The following is a 16,080-nucleotide window of genomic DNA, read 5'->3' on the forward strand; positions in this document are numbered from 1 at the left end:
CAGCGGATGTTATTTACAGTTATTTTAAGTTTAGTGATCCTATCATGTGTTTTACTCGTGTTGGTGATCCTCGCGCAAAACTCTAAGGGAGGAGGATTGTCGAGTCAGTTTGGCGGATCAGGTGCCAGCAATATGATCGGTGTTAAGAAAACCGGCGACTTGCTGGAAAATCTAACCTGGGGTTTGATTGTAACTGTCTTTGTGTTGGTTGTAAGTTCAAGCTTTTTGATTGGAAATACTGCAGAAACCACCGACGTGCTGCGTGAGCGTGCGAATGAACAGAATATCGCTCCACCCGCTTTAAATCTGGAAGGTCTCGACGGAACAGATGCTGATGGAACCACAGATCTATCGAATGAATTATCAGGTGACTCGCTGAATTAACAGCTCACCCAACCATATTGAAAACCCGGCTTTATCGTAAGGCCGGGTTTTTTTATGAATTATGTGTGACGTACCGAACGAGCATTCTGCGCGCAACCGGAACAAGGGTCGGTTCACCAGGAACGCTCAATTTTGAATACAGGAGAAATGTAGCAGGATTCGGCAGCGTTTTCCTGGTAGCAATCAGACCTTTCTTGATCGACTCAAATGTTTCCCCTACCCCTCTTGTTACTTTATTGACCAAAGTTGAGTGAATACCACGCATCTTCTCGTTGATATGCTCAAAAATGGTAATCTGGTATTGGTGAATATAGACCGTATCGTCCCTATCCATTGACACGAAAAAATATCCTTCATTCGCATACAGCGGCATCACTCCGATGGGCGACAATTCACAATTATCCTCAACGAATTCATAAATCTCCTTGCCCTCATCGAGTGCCTCTTTCAGTTTGGGATAAGCAAAAGCAATGATCTCCTCGATTGCCGCCATTACTTCATCATCTTCAACCATTTTCTTGTACTGAAGTCTCAGGTTTCTTGCATCGATTCCATCAAGCTTATCCGGGAAATTCTCCTGAATAAAATCTTTATTCCCACGTATCTTTTGGAGATTATTGAAGTGCCTCACAAGGTCTCCGAGAGACGGATACAACTCCATTTTCTGAAACGCACCTTTCACTTCCTGAAGATAGGCCAGCATCAGGTACTTCTTGTATTCAAAATCAACCCAGCCGGCTGTGAGCCAATTGTCGTCCAGTTTTTTCATAGCAGGTTAAAAAATTATTCTAGGAATATACATAACTGACAGCATACTGACAAGGCTGACATTTTGCCATGTATGAAAAAATGAAAAATTGTCACAAAGACGGGAATCTCTATGACGAAACATGTATGAGCCTGTAATTATGTCCTGAAGGGTATGCTTTTGCGAGGTTGGCACAAAAGGTGTTTAAGGACACATGAACTTTTTGAATACTAAACTTTTAAACGTATACGCAAATGTCTAAAGTTAAGATCAAGCCTTTAGCAGACAGAGTTCTGGTAGAATCTGCTGCCGCTGAAGAAAAAACAGCTTCGGGAATCATTATTCCTGATACCGCAAAAGAAAAGCCTCAAAGAGGACGTATTGTGGCTGTCGGAACCGGCAAAAAGGATGAACCACTCACTGTAAAAGAGGGTGATGAAGTACTGTATGGTAAGTATGCCGGTACAGAAATAACTTATGAAGGGAAGGAATATCTGATCATGCGTGAATCGGATATTTTTGCTATTCTCTAACAATCCAATCAAATCATATTAGAACACAAAATTGCTAATCAATTATGGCTAAGGAAATTTTATTTGACACAACTGCACGGGAACGCCTGAAAAAAGGGGTGGATATTCTCGCTGATGCAGTGAAAGTAACATTAGGTCCGAAAGGCCGCAACGTGATACTTGACAAGAAATTCGGAGCACCAACAGTAACTAAAGATGGTGTTTCTGTTGCAAAGGACATTGAGCTGGAAGATCCGGTTGAAAACATGGGTGCTCAGCTCGTGAAAGAAGTTGCTTCAAAAACTGCTGATGACGCAGGAGACGGAACAACTACTGCAACTGTACTGGCACAGTCCATCTTTGCACACGGTATCAAGAACGTGGCTGCCGGAGCAAACCCAATGGATTTGAAAAGAGGTATCGACAAAGCAGTTACTGCAGTTGTTGAAAACCTTCAGAAACAATCTAAAAAGATCAAGGATGCGAGTGAGATCGCTCAGGTTGCAACAATCTCTGCCAACAACGACACTGAGATCGGTAATATGATCGCAAGTGCCATGGATAAAGTTGGTAAGGATGGTGTGATCACTGTTGAAGAGGCAAAAGGAACCGAGACAGAAGTAAAAACTGTTGAAGGTATGCAGTTCGACCGTGGTTATTTGTCACCTTACTTCGTGACCAATCCTGATAAGATGGAAGCGGAACTTGATAACCCTTATATCCTGATCTACGACAAGAAGATCTCTGCAATGAAAGAACTGCTTCCAATTCTCGAAGCAGCAGCTCAGACCGGCAAGCCGCTGGTGATCATTTCTGAAGATGTGGATGGTGAGGCACTGGCAACTCTGGTTGTAAACAAGATCCGTGGCGCATTGAAAATTGCAGCAGTAAAAGCTCCTGGCTTTGGTGATCGCAGAAAAGCAATGCTGGAAGACATCGCTATCCTTACAGGTGGTGTTGTAATCAGTGAAGAGCGCGGATACAAACTTGAAAGTGCAACGCTTGACTATCTCGGAACAGCTGAGAAAATCAATATCGATAAAGACAATACAACCATCGTGAATGGTGCAGGTAAGAAGAGTGATATCACTGCCCGTATCAACCAGATCAAGACGCAAATTGAAAATACAACTTCCGATTACGATCGCGAAAAACTTCAGGAGCGTCTAGCCAAACTTTCAGGCGGTGTGGCTATCCTTTACATCGGAGCCGCTACAGAAGTTGAGATGAAAGAGAAGAAAGACCGTGTGGATGATGCTCTGCATGCAACACGTGCGGCCGTTCAGGAAGGTGTCGTTGCAGGTGGTGGTGTTGCATTGATACGTGCAATCGAAGCGCTTGACAAAGTGAAGGTAGAAAACGAAGACCAGGCAACTGGTGTAAACATCGTTCGACTGGCGCTTGAGTCTCCGTTGAGAACTATCGTTGAGAACGCCGGAATGGAAGGTTCTGTGATTGTACAGAAAGTTAAGGAAGGCAAAAAGGACTTTGGTTTCAATGCAAGAAACAATCAATATGAAAACATGATTGCTTCAGGTGTTATTGACCCTACTAAAGTTACACGTCTTGCACTTGAGAATGCATCCTCTATCGCAGGCTTACTGCTCACTACCGAAGCGGTTGTAGCTGATATTCCTGAAGAGGAAAAAGCAGCACCAATGCACGGTGGAGGCGGAATGCCCGGAATGATGTAATTGAATCATTTAATATCATTAAAAAAGGCTTCGGGTATTCCGAAGCCTTTTTTTGTTCATGACATTGCCTTCATTAGTGCACATTACCCATCCATTTTCGGAGTAATCCCGAGATTACGATAAATGTTAGTCCTGCTCCTACTCCCAGCCAAACGACCGACATAAAAAGATCGGGCAGTTGAGTCACATCTTCCGAATCAAAACCTCCCGCGTACAATCCGGCAATCAGGTTACCAACAGACGTGGCTACAAACCAGATACCCATCATCTGACCGGAATACGCCTTGGGTGCCAGTTTCGTTGTTGCGCTCAATCCTACCGGACTAAGGGTTAGTTCACCCGATGAGTGTAGAAAATAGGTAAGTATCAGGAAGGTCATGCTCGCACCACCTGAGGCCACTGCGGCAGCTTTTGCAGCAAATACCATTACCAGGAAGCCCAGCCCCATTAAAACGAGTCCGAAACCAAATTTGAGCGGTGTACTCGGATTCAAATTTTTAGCGGCCAGCTTGATCCATAAAGCGCCAAAAATGGGTGCCAGTATTATGATGAAGAATGGGTTGAAGTTTTGAAGCCAGCCGGGAGGAATTTCATATCCCAATAAAATCCGGTCAGTATAATCATTGGCAAACAAATTGAGCGTAGATCCGGCCTGTTCAAATCCAGCCCAAAAACATGCGGCCCCGAGAAACAGGACGAAGATCACGAATACCTGCTTTTTCTCCGGTACAGTGATGTCACCTGCCACGATAATATAGAGAAGATAAATAAAGGTAATTCCGGGGATGATATAAGCCATCGACAATGCCACGCCCTCTGCAGAGGTCAGGTCAACCCAACCGGCAAACTGAGCAATCAATAATAAGGCAATCGATCCAATGAGAGTAGCAATGGCAAATACAGGGCTTGTTTTTGCTTTGTTTTTTTCGATACGGTCTTCTTTGGCTTTCGCCTGAATACCTATAGAGCCCAGGTGTTTGTCAGCAGTAAGCCTGTACTGAATTAAACCGAAAAGCATACCGATCGCTGCGAGTCCGAAGCCATAATGCCAGTTCCAGGTGGCAAAAAGACTTACAAGTGTCTGTCCCAGAAACGAACCGAGGTTGATCCCCATGTAGAACACAGAAAATCCCGCATCCCGGCGTGCGCCACCTTCCGGATACAAGTCGCCCACGATTGAGCTGATATTGGGTTTAAGGAACCCTGTACCGGTAGCAACGAAAGCCAGTCCGGCGATAAATATGCCCTTATTTCCCGGAATCGCCAGCAACGCATGGCCGATCATAATGAGAATACCACCGTACCAAATGGCTTTGCGCTGGCCGATCACGTTATCCGCAATCCACCCGCCGGGGAGTGTCAGCAAATACACAGCTGCTGTATAAAGGCCATATATCGCACCCGCTTCCACATTATCCATACCAAGCCCCTGCTGCGCAGCCTCTGTGGTCATGAACAGGATGAGGATAGCTCGCATCCCATAATAGCTGAAGCGTTCCCACATCTCGGTAAAGAACAGGGTCGCCAGACCCCTGGGGTGTCCAAAGAAAGTTGATTGTGATCCAGAATTCTCCATAAATTTCTATATTATTTTTCTTTCACATTATAAGCCCTGATGGCCAGACGCATCAGGAACAGGCAAACCAATATAATTACCAGGATCCCGGGCCAGCTGGGCATTTCGCCATTCGTGATCGCCAAAACATCACTACTGCCATAAATAGCTACAGGGATCGCCAGTACAATTCCAATCAATGCTTCTCCCGTTATCAGTCCGGATGCAAACAAAAGACCCGCCTGATCACTACGCTGACGTGCCGCCTTTAAATCAGGCACGCTGATAGAAGACCGCCGAAGGGAAATGATCCATGACATCAGACCTCCAAGCATTATGGCACTGTCGAGTTCAAACGGAAGGTACAGACCAACTGCTAATGCCAGCACTGGAATTCTGAATTCAGAATTTCTTGCTTCAAGCACTTTATCAATAATAATAACGGCAACACCGATCGCCATTCCGATATATACCATATTCCACGGAAGATTCCCTCCAAAGACCCCTTCTGCCACACTTTGCATCAGCGTAGCCTGGGGCGCGGTAAGTGAGTCGGGATTTTCAGGAGTCTTGGGACCGAATCCGTATCCGGTATTCAGCAGGTCCAATACCAACGGGAGTGCAAGGGCTGCCGCCACAACACCGGTAAGCTGCATCATCTGCTGGCGAAAAGGTGTGGCGCCCAGAATATATCCGGCTTTGAGGTCCTGCATATTGTCACCCGCAATGGCGGCGGCACAAGCGACCACAGAGCCGATCATGATGGCTGCGACGGGACCGCCAGTCGCATCTTCACCCATCAACGCAAGCAAGATCAGTGCAGAAGTAAGAATAGTAGCGATTGTTACACCTGATATGGGATTATTGGAACTTCCCACCAAACCAGCCATATAGCCAGCAACAGAAGCAAAAAGAAATCCGGCAATAATCATGATGCCCGACATCAGGATAGTAATTCCAACATCATGAATCTCCCGCAAATATATAATGAAGATGGGTACAATCATGGCTCCTATACCCAGAATCACCCATTTCATCGGGGTATCCTTATCCGTTCGAAGTTCTGTACCATCGGGAACTTCGCGAAATGATCTAAGTCCGGTACGAAGGGCAAATGTTAACGTCTTCCGCAAGTTGATCAATGCCCAAAGACCACCAACAACCATGGCGCCAACACCGAGAAACCGTATTTGAGAGCTCCATAATGAATAGCCAAGATCAACCGGGGATAACCCGTCCGGATTTCCAAAATAATAAACATAGGCCGGTATTCCGATCCACCAGCTGATAACGCCACCAATGAAAATGACAACTGAAATTTTAACACCCACGATATAGCCAACTGAAATCAGCGCCGGGGATAAGTTAAGGCTGAAGCTGGCCAGCAGATTATTCTTTGTGAGGATGGCTTTCGCAAATATACCGTCCCAAACTTTCAGGCCCGCTTCTGCAAATTTGATCACAGCACCAAATAAACCTCCGAAAACGAGTAACCAGATTGCCTTTCCCCCTGCCTCTCCGGTTTTCAAAACTTCGGAAGTAGCGATTCCCTCCGGAAATTTGAGTTTCATATCAATTATAAGCGCCTTGCGAAGTGGAATCGTGAAAAACACACCCAGGATACCACCTGAAAGGGCAATCAGAGCGGTTTCCAGATAGTTGAATTCCTGCCAGTATCCCATCAGTACCAGCGCAGGGAAAGTGAAAATGACACCCGCAGCCAGAGACTCTCCTGCCGAGGCAGCAGTCTGAACAGCATTGTTCTCAAGAATATTATGCTTTCGGAAAAGCTTCAGAATGGCCATGGAAATAACTGCCGCCGGGATGGAGGCCGAAACAGTCATGCCGGCAAATAAGCCAAGATATGCATTAGCTCCCGCCAGAATAGCGGAAAGCAGAACACCAAGAAGAACAGCTTTTAAGGTTGTTTCGGGCAATTTGATATCCGGACCAATGTGGGGCCTGTTGTCTTCTTTCATTCAAATGCAATGATAACTTTTCAAATCATCAGGAATCCAAAAGGCTAAATCTAACACCACTTTGACTGATTTACAAATTACATTTCCGCAAACGATTGAAATATTACCAGATTGGTGTTTTCACGAAAATATTGGCTAATTTTAACGCATAAAATCAACCTGAAAATCGTAAAATTTACCTATGCAAGAGTTTGGACTTAAATCCAAGGCCAAAGGGCTGGATATTTACGGCATTACCGATGCCGGTAACGTGTATTGGAATCTCACACCTCCTGAATTGATCGAAAAAGCGCTTGAAAGAAACGAAGGGGTACTTACCGATACAGGTGCACTGATGTGCGATACGGGAAAATTCACCGGTCGCTCCCCAAAAGATCGTTTTATTGTTAAAGATGCAATTACCAGTGATGCGGTATGGTGGGGTGATATTAATATTCCGATTGACCAGACACATTTTGATCAGATAAAGGATAAGATGATCCGTAATCTGGCCGGAAAGGATTTATACGTTCGTGACGCCTATGCAGGTGCCGACAAGCATTACAGACTGAAGCTACGGGTGATTAATACATATGCCTGGCAGAATCTCTTTTGCTTCAATATGTTCCTGCGCCCCAGCCGTTATAAGCTTGAAAAATTTGAGCCAAACTTTACCATCATTTGTGATCCGGATTTTAAAGCAGATCCGACAGTTGACGGGACACGGCAGGATAATTTCGCTATTGTGAACTTCACAGAGCGTATGATACTTATCGGCGGAACAGCCTATGCAGGAGAAATGAAAAAAGGCATTTTTTCTGTGCTTAACTTCATGCTTCCTCATGATAAAAATGTGCTTTCAATGCACTGTTCTGCAAATATTGGTCATAAAAAACATGATACGGCTATCTTCTTCGGCCTGTCGGGAACAGGTAAGACAACTCTATCGGCAGACCCGAACCGCGGACTGATCGGGGATGATGAGCATGGATGGACTGATAAAAATGTTTTCAACTTCGAAGGAGGTTGTTACGCCAAAACCATTGATCTTACCCGCGAAAAGGAGCCTGAAATCTGGGATGCTATTAAATTCGGAGCAATCGTGGAAAACACCCGATTCTATCCCGGGTTACGTACGGTTGATTATACCAACACCGAGGTAACCGAAAACACGCGTACCTCCTACCCTATTAATCACATTAAAAATGCGGTGGAGCCATCTGTCGGCGGTCACCCCAAGAATATTTTCTTTCTTACCTGTGATGCCTATGGTGTCTTGCCTCCTATTTCACGGCTCACCAAAGGCCAGGCAATGTATCACTTCATTTCTGGCTACACGGCAAAAGTAGCTGGAACAGAAGCAGGTGTTACGGAGCCACAGGCCGTTTTCAGTGCCTGTTTTGGCGCACCGTTCATGCCATTGCACCCCACAAAATATGCTGAAATGCTGGGTGAAAAAATGATGCGCCATGATGTTCGGGTTTGGCTGGTGAATACCGGGTGGACTGGCGGTCCGTATGGCAAAGGATCCCGAATGAAACTTTCTTATACACGCGCGATGATCACCGCCGCCTTGAATGGAACCCTTGATAATGTGGGTTATCACAAACATTCCATGTTCCATGTTGAAATTCCTCATACATGTCCGGACGTACCTTCAAGCGTTCTAAGCCCGAGGGAAACCTGGCAGGACGATGAGGGATACTATACCATGGCCAATGTTTTAGCTGAAAAATTCAACAAGAATTTTGAGAAGTATGCGGACTTTGCCAACGAGGAAATCATGGCTGCATCACCGTTGCTGAAGGAAAAATACCTGAAGACAACCTAGGCAGATCATCCAATTTTGACTTTATGACCCCTGCATATGCTGGGGTCATTTTGTTTGCGATCGGTTCTCACCTGTGCGATCACCCGCTATCGCAGGGGTCGGATGAACAAATGCGATCTGTCTCACATCTGCGACCACCCGCTACCGCAGGGGTCGGATGAACAAATGCGATCTGTCTCACATATGCGACCACCCGCTACCGCAGGGGTCGGATGAACAAATGCGATCTGTCTCACATATGCGACCAACCGCTATCGCAGAGGTCGTTCTGTATCGCGATCATTTTCTCACCTGTGTGACCATCCGGGCTGTATAGGGGTCGTGTCGTATTGCAGTCATTTCCGGTGCGACCGACATTTTAACTGGTGGTCGTGTGCTTCGGCATAAAGCAAATATTGGTGATTTCAAACTGCTGTGCTTTACTGGGATTTTCTCGTAACGAGGACCCATGCGTTAGCGTGGGTCACATAGGTGAGGTATCCAACGATCAATTAGTACGACCCCTGCGGAAGCGGGCGGTCGCATAAAATCATTACTGTTTAGTATTAATTCACCTTTTTGACCACTTTCAGACCGATATTTGGTTTGCACAGATCATCTTATCCGAACAACGCTCCGGCGATGGTGGCTGTCATCATCGTGGCAAGGGTTGCGGCAAAAAGGGCACGGATTCCCAGGCGGGAAAGGTCACCCTGGCGATTAGGCGCCATAACGCCTATTCCGCCTATCTGAATGGCTATAGAACTGAAATTGGCAAATCCGCACAGGGCATAGGTTGCTATTACAATAGCCTTACCGCTCAATACACCAGCTTCCTTCATTTCCGCCAGGCTCAGGTAGGCAACAAATTCATTGATTACAATTTTCTGACCCAACAAACTGCCCACACTGATGGTTTCCTGCCAGTCCACACCCATCACAAAGGCAAAAACACGGAAGACCTGGCCGAGAATGTATTCAAGCGAAAACCCCTGAAAAACTCCCCCGGTGCTTTCAACCACGAAGGAATTCAATCCGAAAATTTCACCGAAACCATCCACCAGGATCCAGTTGAGCGCATAAATGATCGCAATAAAAGCCAGCAGCATACCGGCAATATTCAATGCCAGACGCACTCCGTCGGAAGCTCCGCGAGCGAGTGCATCGATCACATTTACACCTACCGAATCACGTGATACCTTCATTTCCTTGTCGACATCATCGGGATATAATTCCGGCAGGAATATCTTTGACATCACAATGGCGGCCGGTGCATTCATGATGGAGGCACTGAGCAAATAGGCTGCGAACCGGGATTGTTCCTGTGGATCCCCACCTCCCAGGAAGGAGACATATGCGCCCAGCACACTCCCGGCAATGGTTGCCATTCCCCCGGTCATCAGACACAATAACTCAGAATTGGTCATTTTTGAAATGAAAGGCTTAACCAGTAACGGAGCTTCGGTTTGTCCCAGGAAGATATTTCCGGCTGCGGAAAGACTCTCCGCACCGGAGAGGCGCATGGTTTTCATCATGATCCACGCAAAACCATAGACAATTTTTTGCAATACGCCCAGGTAATAGAGTCCGGCCGTTACCGAAGAAAAGAAAATGACAGTAGGCAACGCCTGAAACACAAAAAGGAAACCGAGATTATGACGAATATCCGGCATTGCATCACTGTTTCTGGCAAGCTGACCATAGAGAAATTCGGCACCGTCGAGCGAGAAATTCAGAAAGGTCACGAACTTGGAACTTACCCAGTTGAAGCCGATGGCCACCGTGTCGACCTTGGTTATCAGGAGAGCTATAACGATTTGAAGGAGGATTCCAATACCCACCAGTCGCCAGTCGATCTGCTTTTTATTCCGTGAAAACATGAAGGCTACAAATGTGAGAATGAGTAGCCCCAATAACCCCCTTAAATAATCCATAATCGTTAAAAAAGGTCTTTATTGCAAAGACCTGTGAATTGTGTACGCCTAATTTCGGCGGCTGAGTTCATCCCTTATTTTGGCGGCACGCTCGTAATCTTCCTTTTCGATCGCATCCGATAACATATCATTGAGTTTGTCCATCGGATAATTTTTCAAATCTTCAGGATCTTCGCGCTTACCTTTCGACGATGACTTTATTTCCGTTTTAATTTCAGCTATATCATCCTCTGCCTCATCGCTCAACACAATACCCGCCTCGGCAAGAATTGTTTCATACGTATAAATAGGCGCTTCAAAACGTAAGCCAATGGCAATGGCATCGGATGGTCTTGCATCAATTTCAATATTTTCCTCTCCATTGGAACATACGATCTTTGCGAAGAAAACGCCTTCCTTAAGGTCTGAAATCACTATTTCAAGAACTTTGTAATGAAAGCTGTGTGCAAATGATTTAAACAGGTCATGCGTCATGGGCCGGTTCGGAATAATTTTTTCAATTTCGATTGCGATGGCCTGTGCCTCAAACATACCGATTATGATGGGCAGTCTGCGGTTTCCCTGTTCTTCCCCGAGCACAAGTGCAAAGGAACCAGCCTGAGACTGGCTTGAAGAGAGCCCGAGTATTTCTAACTTAATTTTATCCACGCCTGCTATTTTGCTGCTTTGATTGCTTCTGTCAATTTAGGAACCACCTCAAATGCATCGCCCACTATTCCGTAATCTGCTGCCTTGAAAAATGGCGCCTCCGGATCCTTGTTGATCACTACGATATTCTTCGAGGAATTTACGCCTGCAAGATGCTGAATTGCCCCGGAAATACCAACTGCCACATATAATTGCGGACTTACCTTTACTCCGGTTTGTCCTACGTGCTCGTGATGGGGTCTCCATCCCATATCTGAAACAGGCTTGCTGCAACCGGTGGCTGCACCCAGTTCGTGAGCCAGGTCTTCTATCATACCCCAGTTTTCAGGCCCCTTGAGACCGCGTCCTCCGGATACCACAATCTCTGCTTCCGGTAGTAACACTTCACCAGTGGCTTTCTCCGTATCCGTAATCACTGCGGCAAATGCGCTTTCCGGAACTGACACGTTATAGGCTTCCACAGCCGCGGATCCACCTGTCTCCTTCAACTCAATCGCATTTTTACGAATGGCCAGAATCTTTTTTTCCTGTGTGAGGTTAACGACAGCGAATGCTTTCCCGGTATAGATACTGCGTTTAACGGTAAATCCGGAGGATGTGTCGGGAAGCTCCGTCACATTGCTCACAAGGCTCGCGTTCGAGCGAATAGCCACCCGTGCAGAAACGGGATTGCCCAGTGATGAATTAGCGAGTACCAGAACTTCAGCCCCTTCGTCTTTCATCGCCTGGCTAATAACCTCTGCATAGGCCTGAATGATACCCTTATTGAGGCGCTCATCCTTTACATGCAGGACCTTGGTCGCTCCATAGTTTCCAAGACCAGCCAGCGCAGTGTCATCAACCTCTGTGCCGATGGCGAGTGCTGTAACACCGCCAGACGACATGGCAGCGCCATATGCTACCGCTTCTAAAGATGATTTTTTTATTGTTCCTTCTGCAGTTTCTACAAAAACTAAAACAGCCATACCGTTATTATTATTCGATTAAATTCAATTACAATTAATGGATACTATAATACCTTCGCTTCATTTTTCAACAATTGAACAAGTTCCCCAACGTTGTCGGCATCGATCATTTTTACCGAACCTTTTGCCGGGGGTAATTCAAACTGTTTCAGGGTGGTACCTTTCTCATCATCTGCCGGTTCCACTACATTCAGTGGTTTTGTGCGGGCCGACATAATTCCTCTCATGTTCGGAATCTTCCATTCTGCAATGGGCTCCTGACAACCTGCCACAAATGGCATTTTAACGGTAAGCTTTTCCTTACCACCCTCAATTTCCCGGGCCATGTGTGCCTGATCACCATCGATATCAAGTGTCATTACCGGGGAAATCGACGGGATGCCGAGTAACTCCCCAACCATACCGTGCACCATACCTCCGTTGAAATCAATCGACTCACGCCCCATCAGAATGAGGTCATAGCCTTTGTCGCGCGCAACTTCAGCAATCTGCTTTGCCACAAAAAGTGAATCAACCGGATCGGCGTTCACACGAATGGCATCATCAGCACCAATGGCCAGCGCTTTGCGAATGGTAGGTTCTGTTTCACTTCCACCTACATTGAGCACTGTTATCGAACCACCATGGGCTTCTTTCAGTTCAACAGCACGAGCCAGTGCGTAATCATCATAGGGTCCAATGATAAACTGCACGCCGTTCGAATCAAATTTGGTATTATTATCTGTAAAGGAAATCCGGGAAGTAGTATCCGGAACGTGGGTTATACAAACAAGTATTTTCATGAATTATGGTCTGAAATTATTGTTAATTTACACCTGATATTTCGCCGTGAAGATAAGCAATAATGACCCAAATAAAAATTGAATGATTAATGAATTCCAATCGAATTGAACAACTCAAAACCCTCATCGCCGATTCCCCCGATGACCCGTTTTTGCACTATGCACTTGCTCTCGAACATGTGGATGAAATGCCTGAAATAGCCCGGAATATTTTTAACGTTCTGCTGAAGGATCACCCCGATTACCTGCCGGCTTACTACCACGCTGCCCAGCTTTATTGGTCAATGGGCTATGAAAGTGAAGCGCGATCTTCCTTTGAGAATGGGATCAATCTTGCCCGAAAACTGAAGGATGCAAACACGCTCCGTGAATTGGAGAATGCATACCTGAACTTTCAATTTGAAGTAGGATAATCAAGGATCCGGACTACTAATATATTTAGTATTTGATTATATAAATAATTAAAAATCAGAATACTTAGATATGATTAGTTAAATTAAAATTTTAATATCAGCTTACCCACCTTTCGATTGGCCGACATATCATCCAGGGCCGACAAAACTTCATCAAACGGACGTACCGAATCGATGACCGGCTCAATTTTATGTTCGGTAACAAACCGGACCATATCCATAAATTCCTCGTCATTACCCATGGTGGAACCCTGCAGTGTGAGCTGGTTCCAGAACATCCGGTACAGGTCGAGTGATGCAGGCAATCCATTGGTCGCGCCATAGAATACAATTCTTCCGGCGGGTCTCATGATCTTAAGAAAATGATTGATCTGTTCGCCTCCCGCAGAGTCGATGACCACATCGAAACCACCCTTGGTTTGCCATGGATTTTTATACCAGTCTTTTTCTTTATAATCGAACGCGCCGGAAGCACCCAGGCTGATAGCCATTTTCCTCTTGTCTGCACTACCGGATGTAACATAGACATTGGCTCCGGCTACCATTGCAAACTGAAAAGCAAACTGCGCCACTCCCCCTCCGAAACCGGAGATCAATACGTTTTCATTTGGCTTGATCCTGCCATGGCGGAAGCAGGCACGATAGGCGGTGAGGGCGCCCAGGGGTAATGCTGCTGCCTGTTCAGCAGAAAGGTGGGCTGGCTTCTCCGCCAGGCGGTCGGCATTAACCACCACATATTCCGCCAGGGTTCCATTATCCGGCATTCCAAGTATGGCATAGGATCGGTCCTGAACGTCGGGATTATTGCCCCACCCCTGATTCGGATTAATAATAACTTCCCTGCCTTTCCAGGATGTATCGACATCAGGTCCTACCGACTCCACGACACCTGCCCCATCGGATCCAAGAACAGACGGAAATTTCAAATTGGGATATTTACCTTCACGAATGAACTGATCCCTTTTATTAAGTGATGCAGCCTGAAGCTTTACCAGCACCTGGCCAGCCACAGGAACAGGGGTTTCAACATCAACAATTGATATTTTCCCCGGGGAGATAAGTTGCAGTGCTTTCATACAACTAAATATAAAAAAAGCCGGCTATTTACCGGCATAGATGTATGTTCTTCACGCATTTAACTTAAAAAGGCGCCCCTTCGTCGTCATCTGCCGGACGATTGAAAAAATCATCATCATCGTCTTCCCCTGACTGATTCAGGCGGCTGCCGAGGCGAATTGTATTGGAATCCTCGCCAAATTCAGCGGGAACTCCGCCGGGAGACGGGAAGTCCCGTGCAAATCCGGGCATATCCAGATCAGAAAATTTAGTAAACTTACCAATGAATTTCAACGACACCGTATCGAGGGATCCGTTCCGGTGTTTAGCGATAATTACATCTCCAACACCCTGGGTCGGCATGCCGTTCTCATCCTCTGTGATTCCGTAGTATTCCGGGCGGTAGAGGAACATTACCATATCCGCATCCTGTTCAATGGAACCTGATTCACGTAAATCCGACAGCTGCGGACGTTTATCTCCACCCCGTGTTTCCACCGCCCTGCTTAACTGTGACAGGGCAATTACCGGTATATTAAGTTCTTTGGCAATTCCTTTCAGCGCCCTGGAGATAGATGCAATCTCCTGCTCCCTGTTCCCGCCACCTTTGGATGAATCACCACTCATCAATTGGAGATAATCGATTACCACAAGCTGCACATCGTGCTGCGCCTTCAAACGCCGGCATTTTGCACGCAATTCAAGAATTGACAAGGCCGGAGTATCATCAATAAATATCGGCGCTTCACTCAGCTTGCTTGTTTTATGAATCAACTGCTGCCACTCATATTCAGCAAGATTTCCTTTTTTAATTTTTTCACTTTCCAGTTCCGCCTCCGCAGAGATCAGACGATTTACCAACTGAACCGACGACATTTCAAGTGAAAAGATTGCTACCGGCATATCAAATTCAACGGCTGCATTGCGTAAGGCAGATACAACGAAAGCGGTTTTACCCATACCGGGACGGGCAGCGATGATCACCAGGTCAGACTTTTGCCAACCGGAGGTAAGACGGTCCAATGCAGTAAACCCTGATGGCACCCCTGTGAGTCCGTCTTTGTGATTTTTACGCTCCTGAAGCTCGTCAATCGCCTGAGCCATCAGGGCACGCATGTTTTCGTAATTCTTACGAATATTTGCCTCTGAAATTTCAAATAGTGAAGACTCGGTTTTATCAAGCAGGTGGAACACATCGGTAGTATCCTCGTATGCGTCATGATGGATTTCCGATGCCACCTGAATCAACGCCCGCTTAATGGCCATCTCGGTAATTACACGTGCGTGATACTCGATATTCGCCGCAGAACTGACTTTAGAAGTGAGTTCTGCAATATAATAGGCACCCCCCACGAACTCCAGTTTACCATTCTTACGCAGCTGATTCACCACTGTTCGCATATCGATCGGCTCTGAATTATTGAACAGAATGACGATGGCGCTGTAGATCTCCTTGTGAATATCAAGATAGAAACTTTCCGGCTTGAGGATGTCTATCACGGTCGACAACGCATCTTTTTCCAGCATCAGGGCTCCAAGAACAGCCTCTTCCATATCAACGGCCTGAGGGGGCAGCTTCCCAAGTTTCTCTCCTACTTCACGAACCATTCTGCTAGACTTG

At 46.2% G+C, this 16,080-nt stretch carries 14 protein-coding genes; 5 read left to right on the top strand and 9 right to left on the bottom strand.

Going from position 1 to position 16,080, the window contains the following annotated elements:
- The first annotated feature begins 6 nt into the window (after positions 1-6).
- On the top strand, positions 7-384 hold the full coding sequence (secG, locus tag LDX50_RS00655) for a preprotein translocase subunit SecG (protein ID WP_225696473.1): 378 nt from the start codon (positions 7-9) through the stop codon (positions 382-384).
- Between the two features lie 52 nt (positions 385-436).
- Here secG and LDX50_RS00660 read toward each other — a convergent pair whose 3' ends face one another.
- Entirely contained in the window at positions 437-1,153 is a 717-nt protein-coding gene (locus LDX50_RS00660; protein ID WP_225696474.1) for a hypothetical protein, read from the bottom strand.
- 233 nt (positions 1,154-1,386) lie between these two features.
- Between LDX50_RS00660 and groES the strand changes: the two genes are divergently transcribed.
- Together groES and groL are read left to right on the top strand one after the other, a co-directional pair.
- Positions 1,387-1,665 carry a co-chaperone GroES gene (gene groES, locus LDX50_RS00665; RefSeq protein WP_225696475.1) on the top strand — a complete coding sequence of 93 codons (279 nt, stop codon included), beginning with the start codon at positions 1,387-1,389 and terminating at the stop codon, positions 1,663-1,665.
- A 44-nt stretch (positions 1,666-1,709) separates the two neighbouring features.
- Positions 1,710-3,338 (top strand): chaperonin GroEL, encoded by a 1,629-nt coding sequence (groL, locus tag LDX50_RS00670; RefSeq protein ID WP_225696476.1) that lies wholly within the window; start codon positions 1,710-1,712, stop codon positions 3,336-3,338.
- Positions 3,339-3,411: 73 nt separating this feature from the next.
- Here the strand turns inward: groL and LDX50_RS00675 are convergent, their stop codons facing one another.
- Complete coding sequence (locus LDX50_RS00675; RefSeq protein WP_225696477.1) at positions 3,412-4,914, bottom strand: peptide MFS transporter; 1,503 nt, start codon at positions 4,912-4,914, stop codon at positions 3,412-3,414.
- Between the two features lie 11 nt (positions 4,915-4,925).
- On the bottom strand, positions 4,926-6,872 hold the full coding sequence (locus LDX50_RS00680) for an OPT family oligopeptide transporter (RefSeq protein ID WP_225696478.1): 1,947 nt from the start codon (positions 6,870-6,872) through the stop codon (positions 4,926-4,928).
- 181 nt (positions 6,873-7,053) lie between these two features.
- On the opposite strand from LDX50_RS00680, the gene pckA reads away from it, so the two are divergent.
- Positions 7,054-8,682, top strand: a complete 1,629-nt coding sequence (pckA, locus tag LDX50_RS00685) for a phosphoenolpyruvate carboxykinase (ATP) (RefSeq protein WP_225696479.1) — start codon at positions 7,054-7,056, stop codon at positions 8,680-8,682.
- Positions 8,683-9,281: 599 nt separating this feature from the next.
- Here pckA and LDX50_RS00690 read toward each other — a convergent pair.
- Genes LDX50_RS00690 through LDX50_RS00705 form a run of 4 tightly spaced genes read right to left on the bottom strand, consistent with a single transcriptional unit; the run spans position 9,282 to position 12,990 of the window.
- Positions 9,282-10,595 carry a NupC/NupG family nucleoside CNT transporter gene (locus tag LDX50_RS00690; RefSeq protein WP_225696480.1) on the bottom strand — a complete coding sequence of 438 codons (1,314 nt, stop codon included), beginning with the start codon at positions 10,593-10,595 and terminating at the stop codon, positions 9,282-9,284.
- Positions 10,596-10,643: 48 nt separating this feature from the next.
- Entirely contained in the window at positions 10,644-11,243 is a 600-nt protein-coding gene (locus LDX50_RS00695; RefSeq protein ID WP_225696481.1) for a bifunctional nuclease family protein, read from the bottom strand.
- 5 nt (positions 11,244-11,248) lie between these two features.
- Positions 11,249-12,208 carry an electron transfer flavoprotein subunit alpha/FixB family protein gene (locus LDX50_RS00700; protein WP_225696482.1) on the bottom strand — a complete coding sequence of 320 codons (960 nt, stop codon included), beginning with the start codon at positions 12,206-12,208 and terminating at the stop codon, positions 11,249-11,251.
- Between the two features lie 44 nt (positions 12,209-12,252).
- Entirely contained in the window at positions 12,253-12,990 is a 738-nt protein-coding gene (locus LDX50_RS00705; protein ID WP_225696483.1) for an electron transfer flavoprotein subunit beta/FixA family protein, read from the bottom strand.
- Between the two features lie 89 nt (positions 12,991-13,079).
- Here LDX50_RS00705 and LDX50_RS00710 point away from each other — a divergent pair, with 89 nt between their 5' ends.
- Positions 13,080-13,403, top strand: coding sequence for a tetratricopeptide repeat protein (locus tag LDX50_RS00710; RefSeq protein WP_225696484.1), 324 nt, complete (start codon positions 13,080-13,082; stop codon positions 13,401-13,403).
- An 83-nt stretch (positions 13,404-13,486) separates the two neighbouring features.
- Here LDX50_RS00710 and LDX50_RS00715 read toward each other — a convergent pair whose 3' ends face one another.
- Both LDX50_RS00715 and dnaB read right to left on the bottom strand, forming a co-directional pair.
- Positions 13,487-14,479 (bottom strand): quinone oxidoreductase family protein, encoded by a 993-nt coding sequence (locus LDX50_RS00715; protein WP_225696485.1) that lies wholly within the window; start codon positions 14,477-14,479, stop codon positions 13,487-13,489.
- Positions 14,480-14,543: 64 nt separating this feature from the next.
- Complete coding sequence (gene dnaB, locus LDX50_RS00720; protein ID WP_225696486.1) at positions 14,544-16,067, bottom strand: replicative DNA helicase; 1,524 nt, start codon at positions 16,065-16,067, stop codon at positions 14,544-14,546.
- Positions 16,068-16,080: the final 13 nt, after the last annotated feature.

It is taken from the genome of Fulvivirga sedimenti (assembly GCF_020328055.1).

Excerpts from the sequence above, each read along its gene's own strand:
- groL (WP_225696476.1), top strand. The coding sequence starts at position 1,710 with ATGGCTAAGGAAATTTTATTTGACACAACTGCACGGGAACGCCTGAAA.
- LDX50_RS00700 (WP_225696482.1), bottom strand. The coding sequence starts at position 12,208 with ATGGCTGTTTTAGTTTTTGTAGAAACTGCAGAAGGAACAATAAAAAAA.
- LDX50_RS00710 (WP_225696484.1), top strand. The coding sequence starts at position 13,080 with ATGAATTCCAATCGAATTGAACAACTCAAAACCCTCATCGCCGATTCC.
- LDX50_RS00675 (WP_225696477.1), bottom strand. The coding sequence starts at position 4,914 with ATGGAGAATTCTGGATCACAATCAACTTTCTTTGGACACCCCAGGGGT.
- LDX50_RS00660 (WP_225696474.1), bottom strand. The coding sequence starts at position 1,153 with ATGAAAAAACTGGACGACAATTGGCTCACAGCCGGCTGGGTTGATTTT.
- secG (WP_225696473.1), top strand. The coding sequence starts at position 7 with ATGTTATTTACAGTTATTTTAAGTTTAGTGATCCTATCATGTGTTTTA.
- LDX50_RS00690 (WP_225696480.1), bottom strand. The coding sequence starts at position 10,595 with ATGGATTATTTAAGGGGGTTATTGGGGCTACTCATTCTCACATTTGTA.
- dnaB (WP_225696486.1), bottom strand. The coding sequence starts at position 16,067 with ATGGTTCGTGAAGTAGGAGAGAAACTTGGGAAGCTGCCCCCTCAGGCC.
- pckA (WP_225696479.1), top strand. The coding sequence starts at position 7,054 with ATGCAAGAGTTTGGACTTAAATCCAAGGCCAAAGGGCTGGATATTTAC.
- groES (WP_225696475.1), top strand. The coding sequence starts at position 1,387 with ATGTCTAAAGTTAAGATCAAGCCTTTAGCAGACAGAGTTCTGGTAGAA.
- LDX50_RS00680 (WP_225696478.1), bottom strand. The coding sequence starts at position 6,872 with ATGAAAGAAGACAACAGGCCCCACATTGGTCCGGATATCAAATTGCCC.
- LDX50_RS00715 (WP_225696485.1), bottom strand. The coding sequence starts at position 14,479 with ATGAAAGCACTGCAACTTATCTCCCCGGGGAAAATATCAATTGTTGAT.
- LDX50_RS00705 (WP_225696483.1), bottom strand. The coding sequence starts at position 12,990 with ATGAAAATACTTGTTTGTATAACCCACGTTCCGGATACTACTTCCCGG.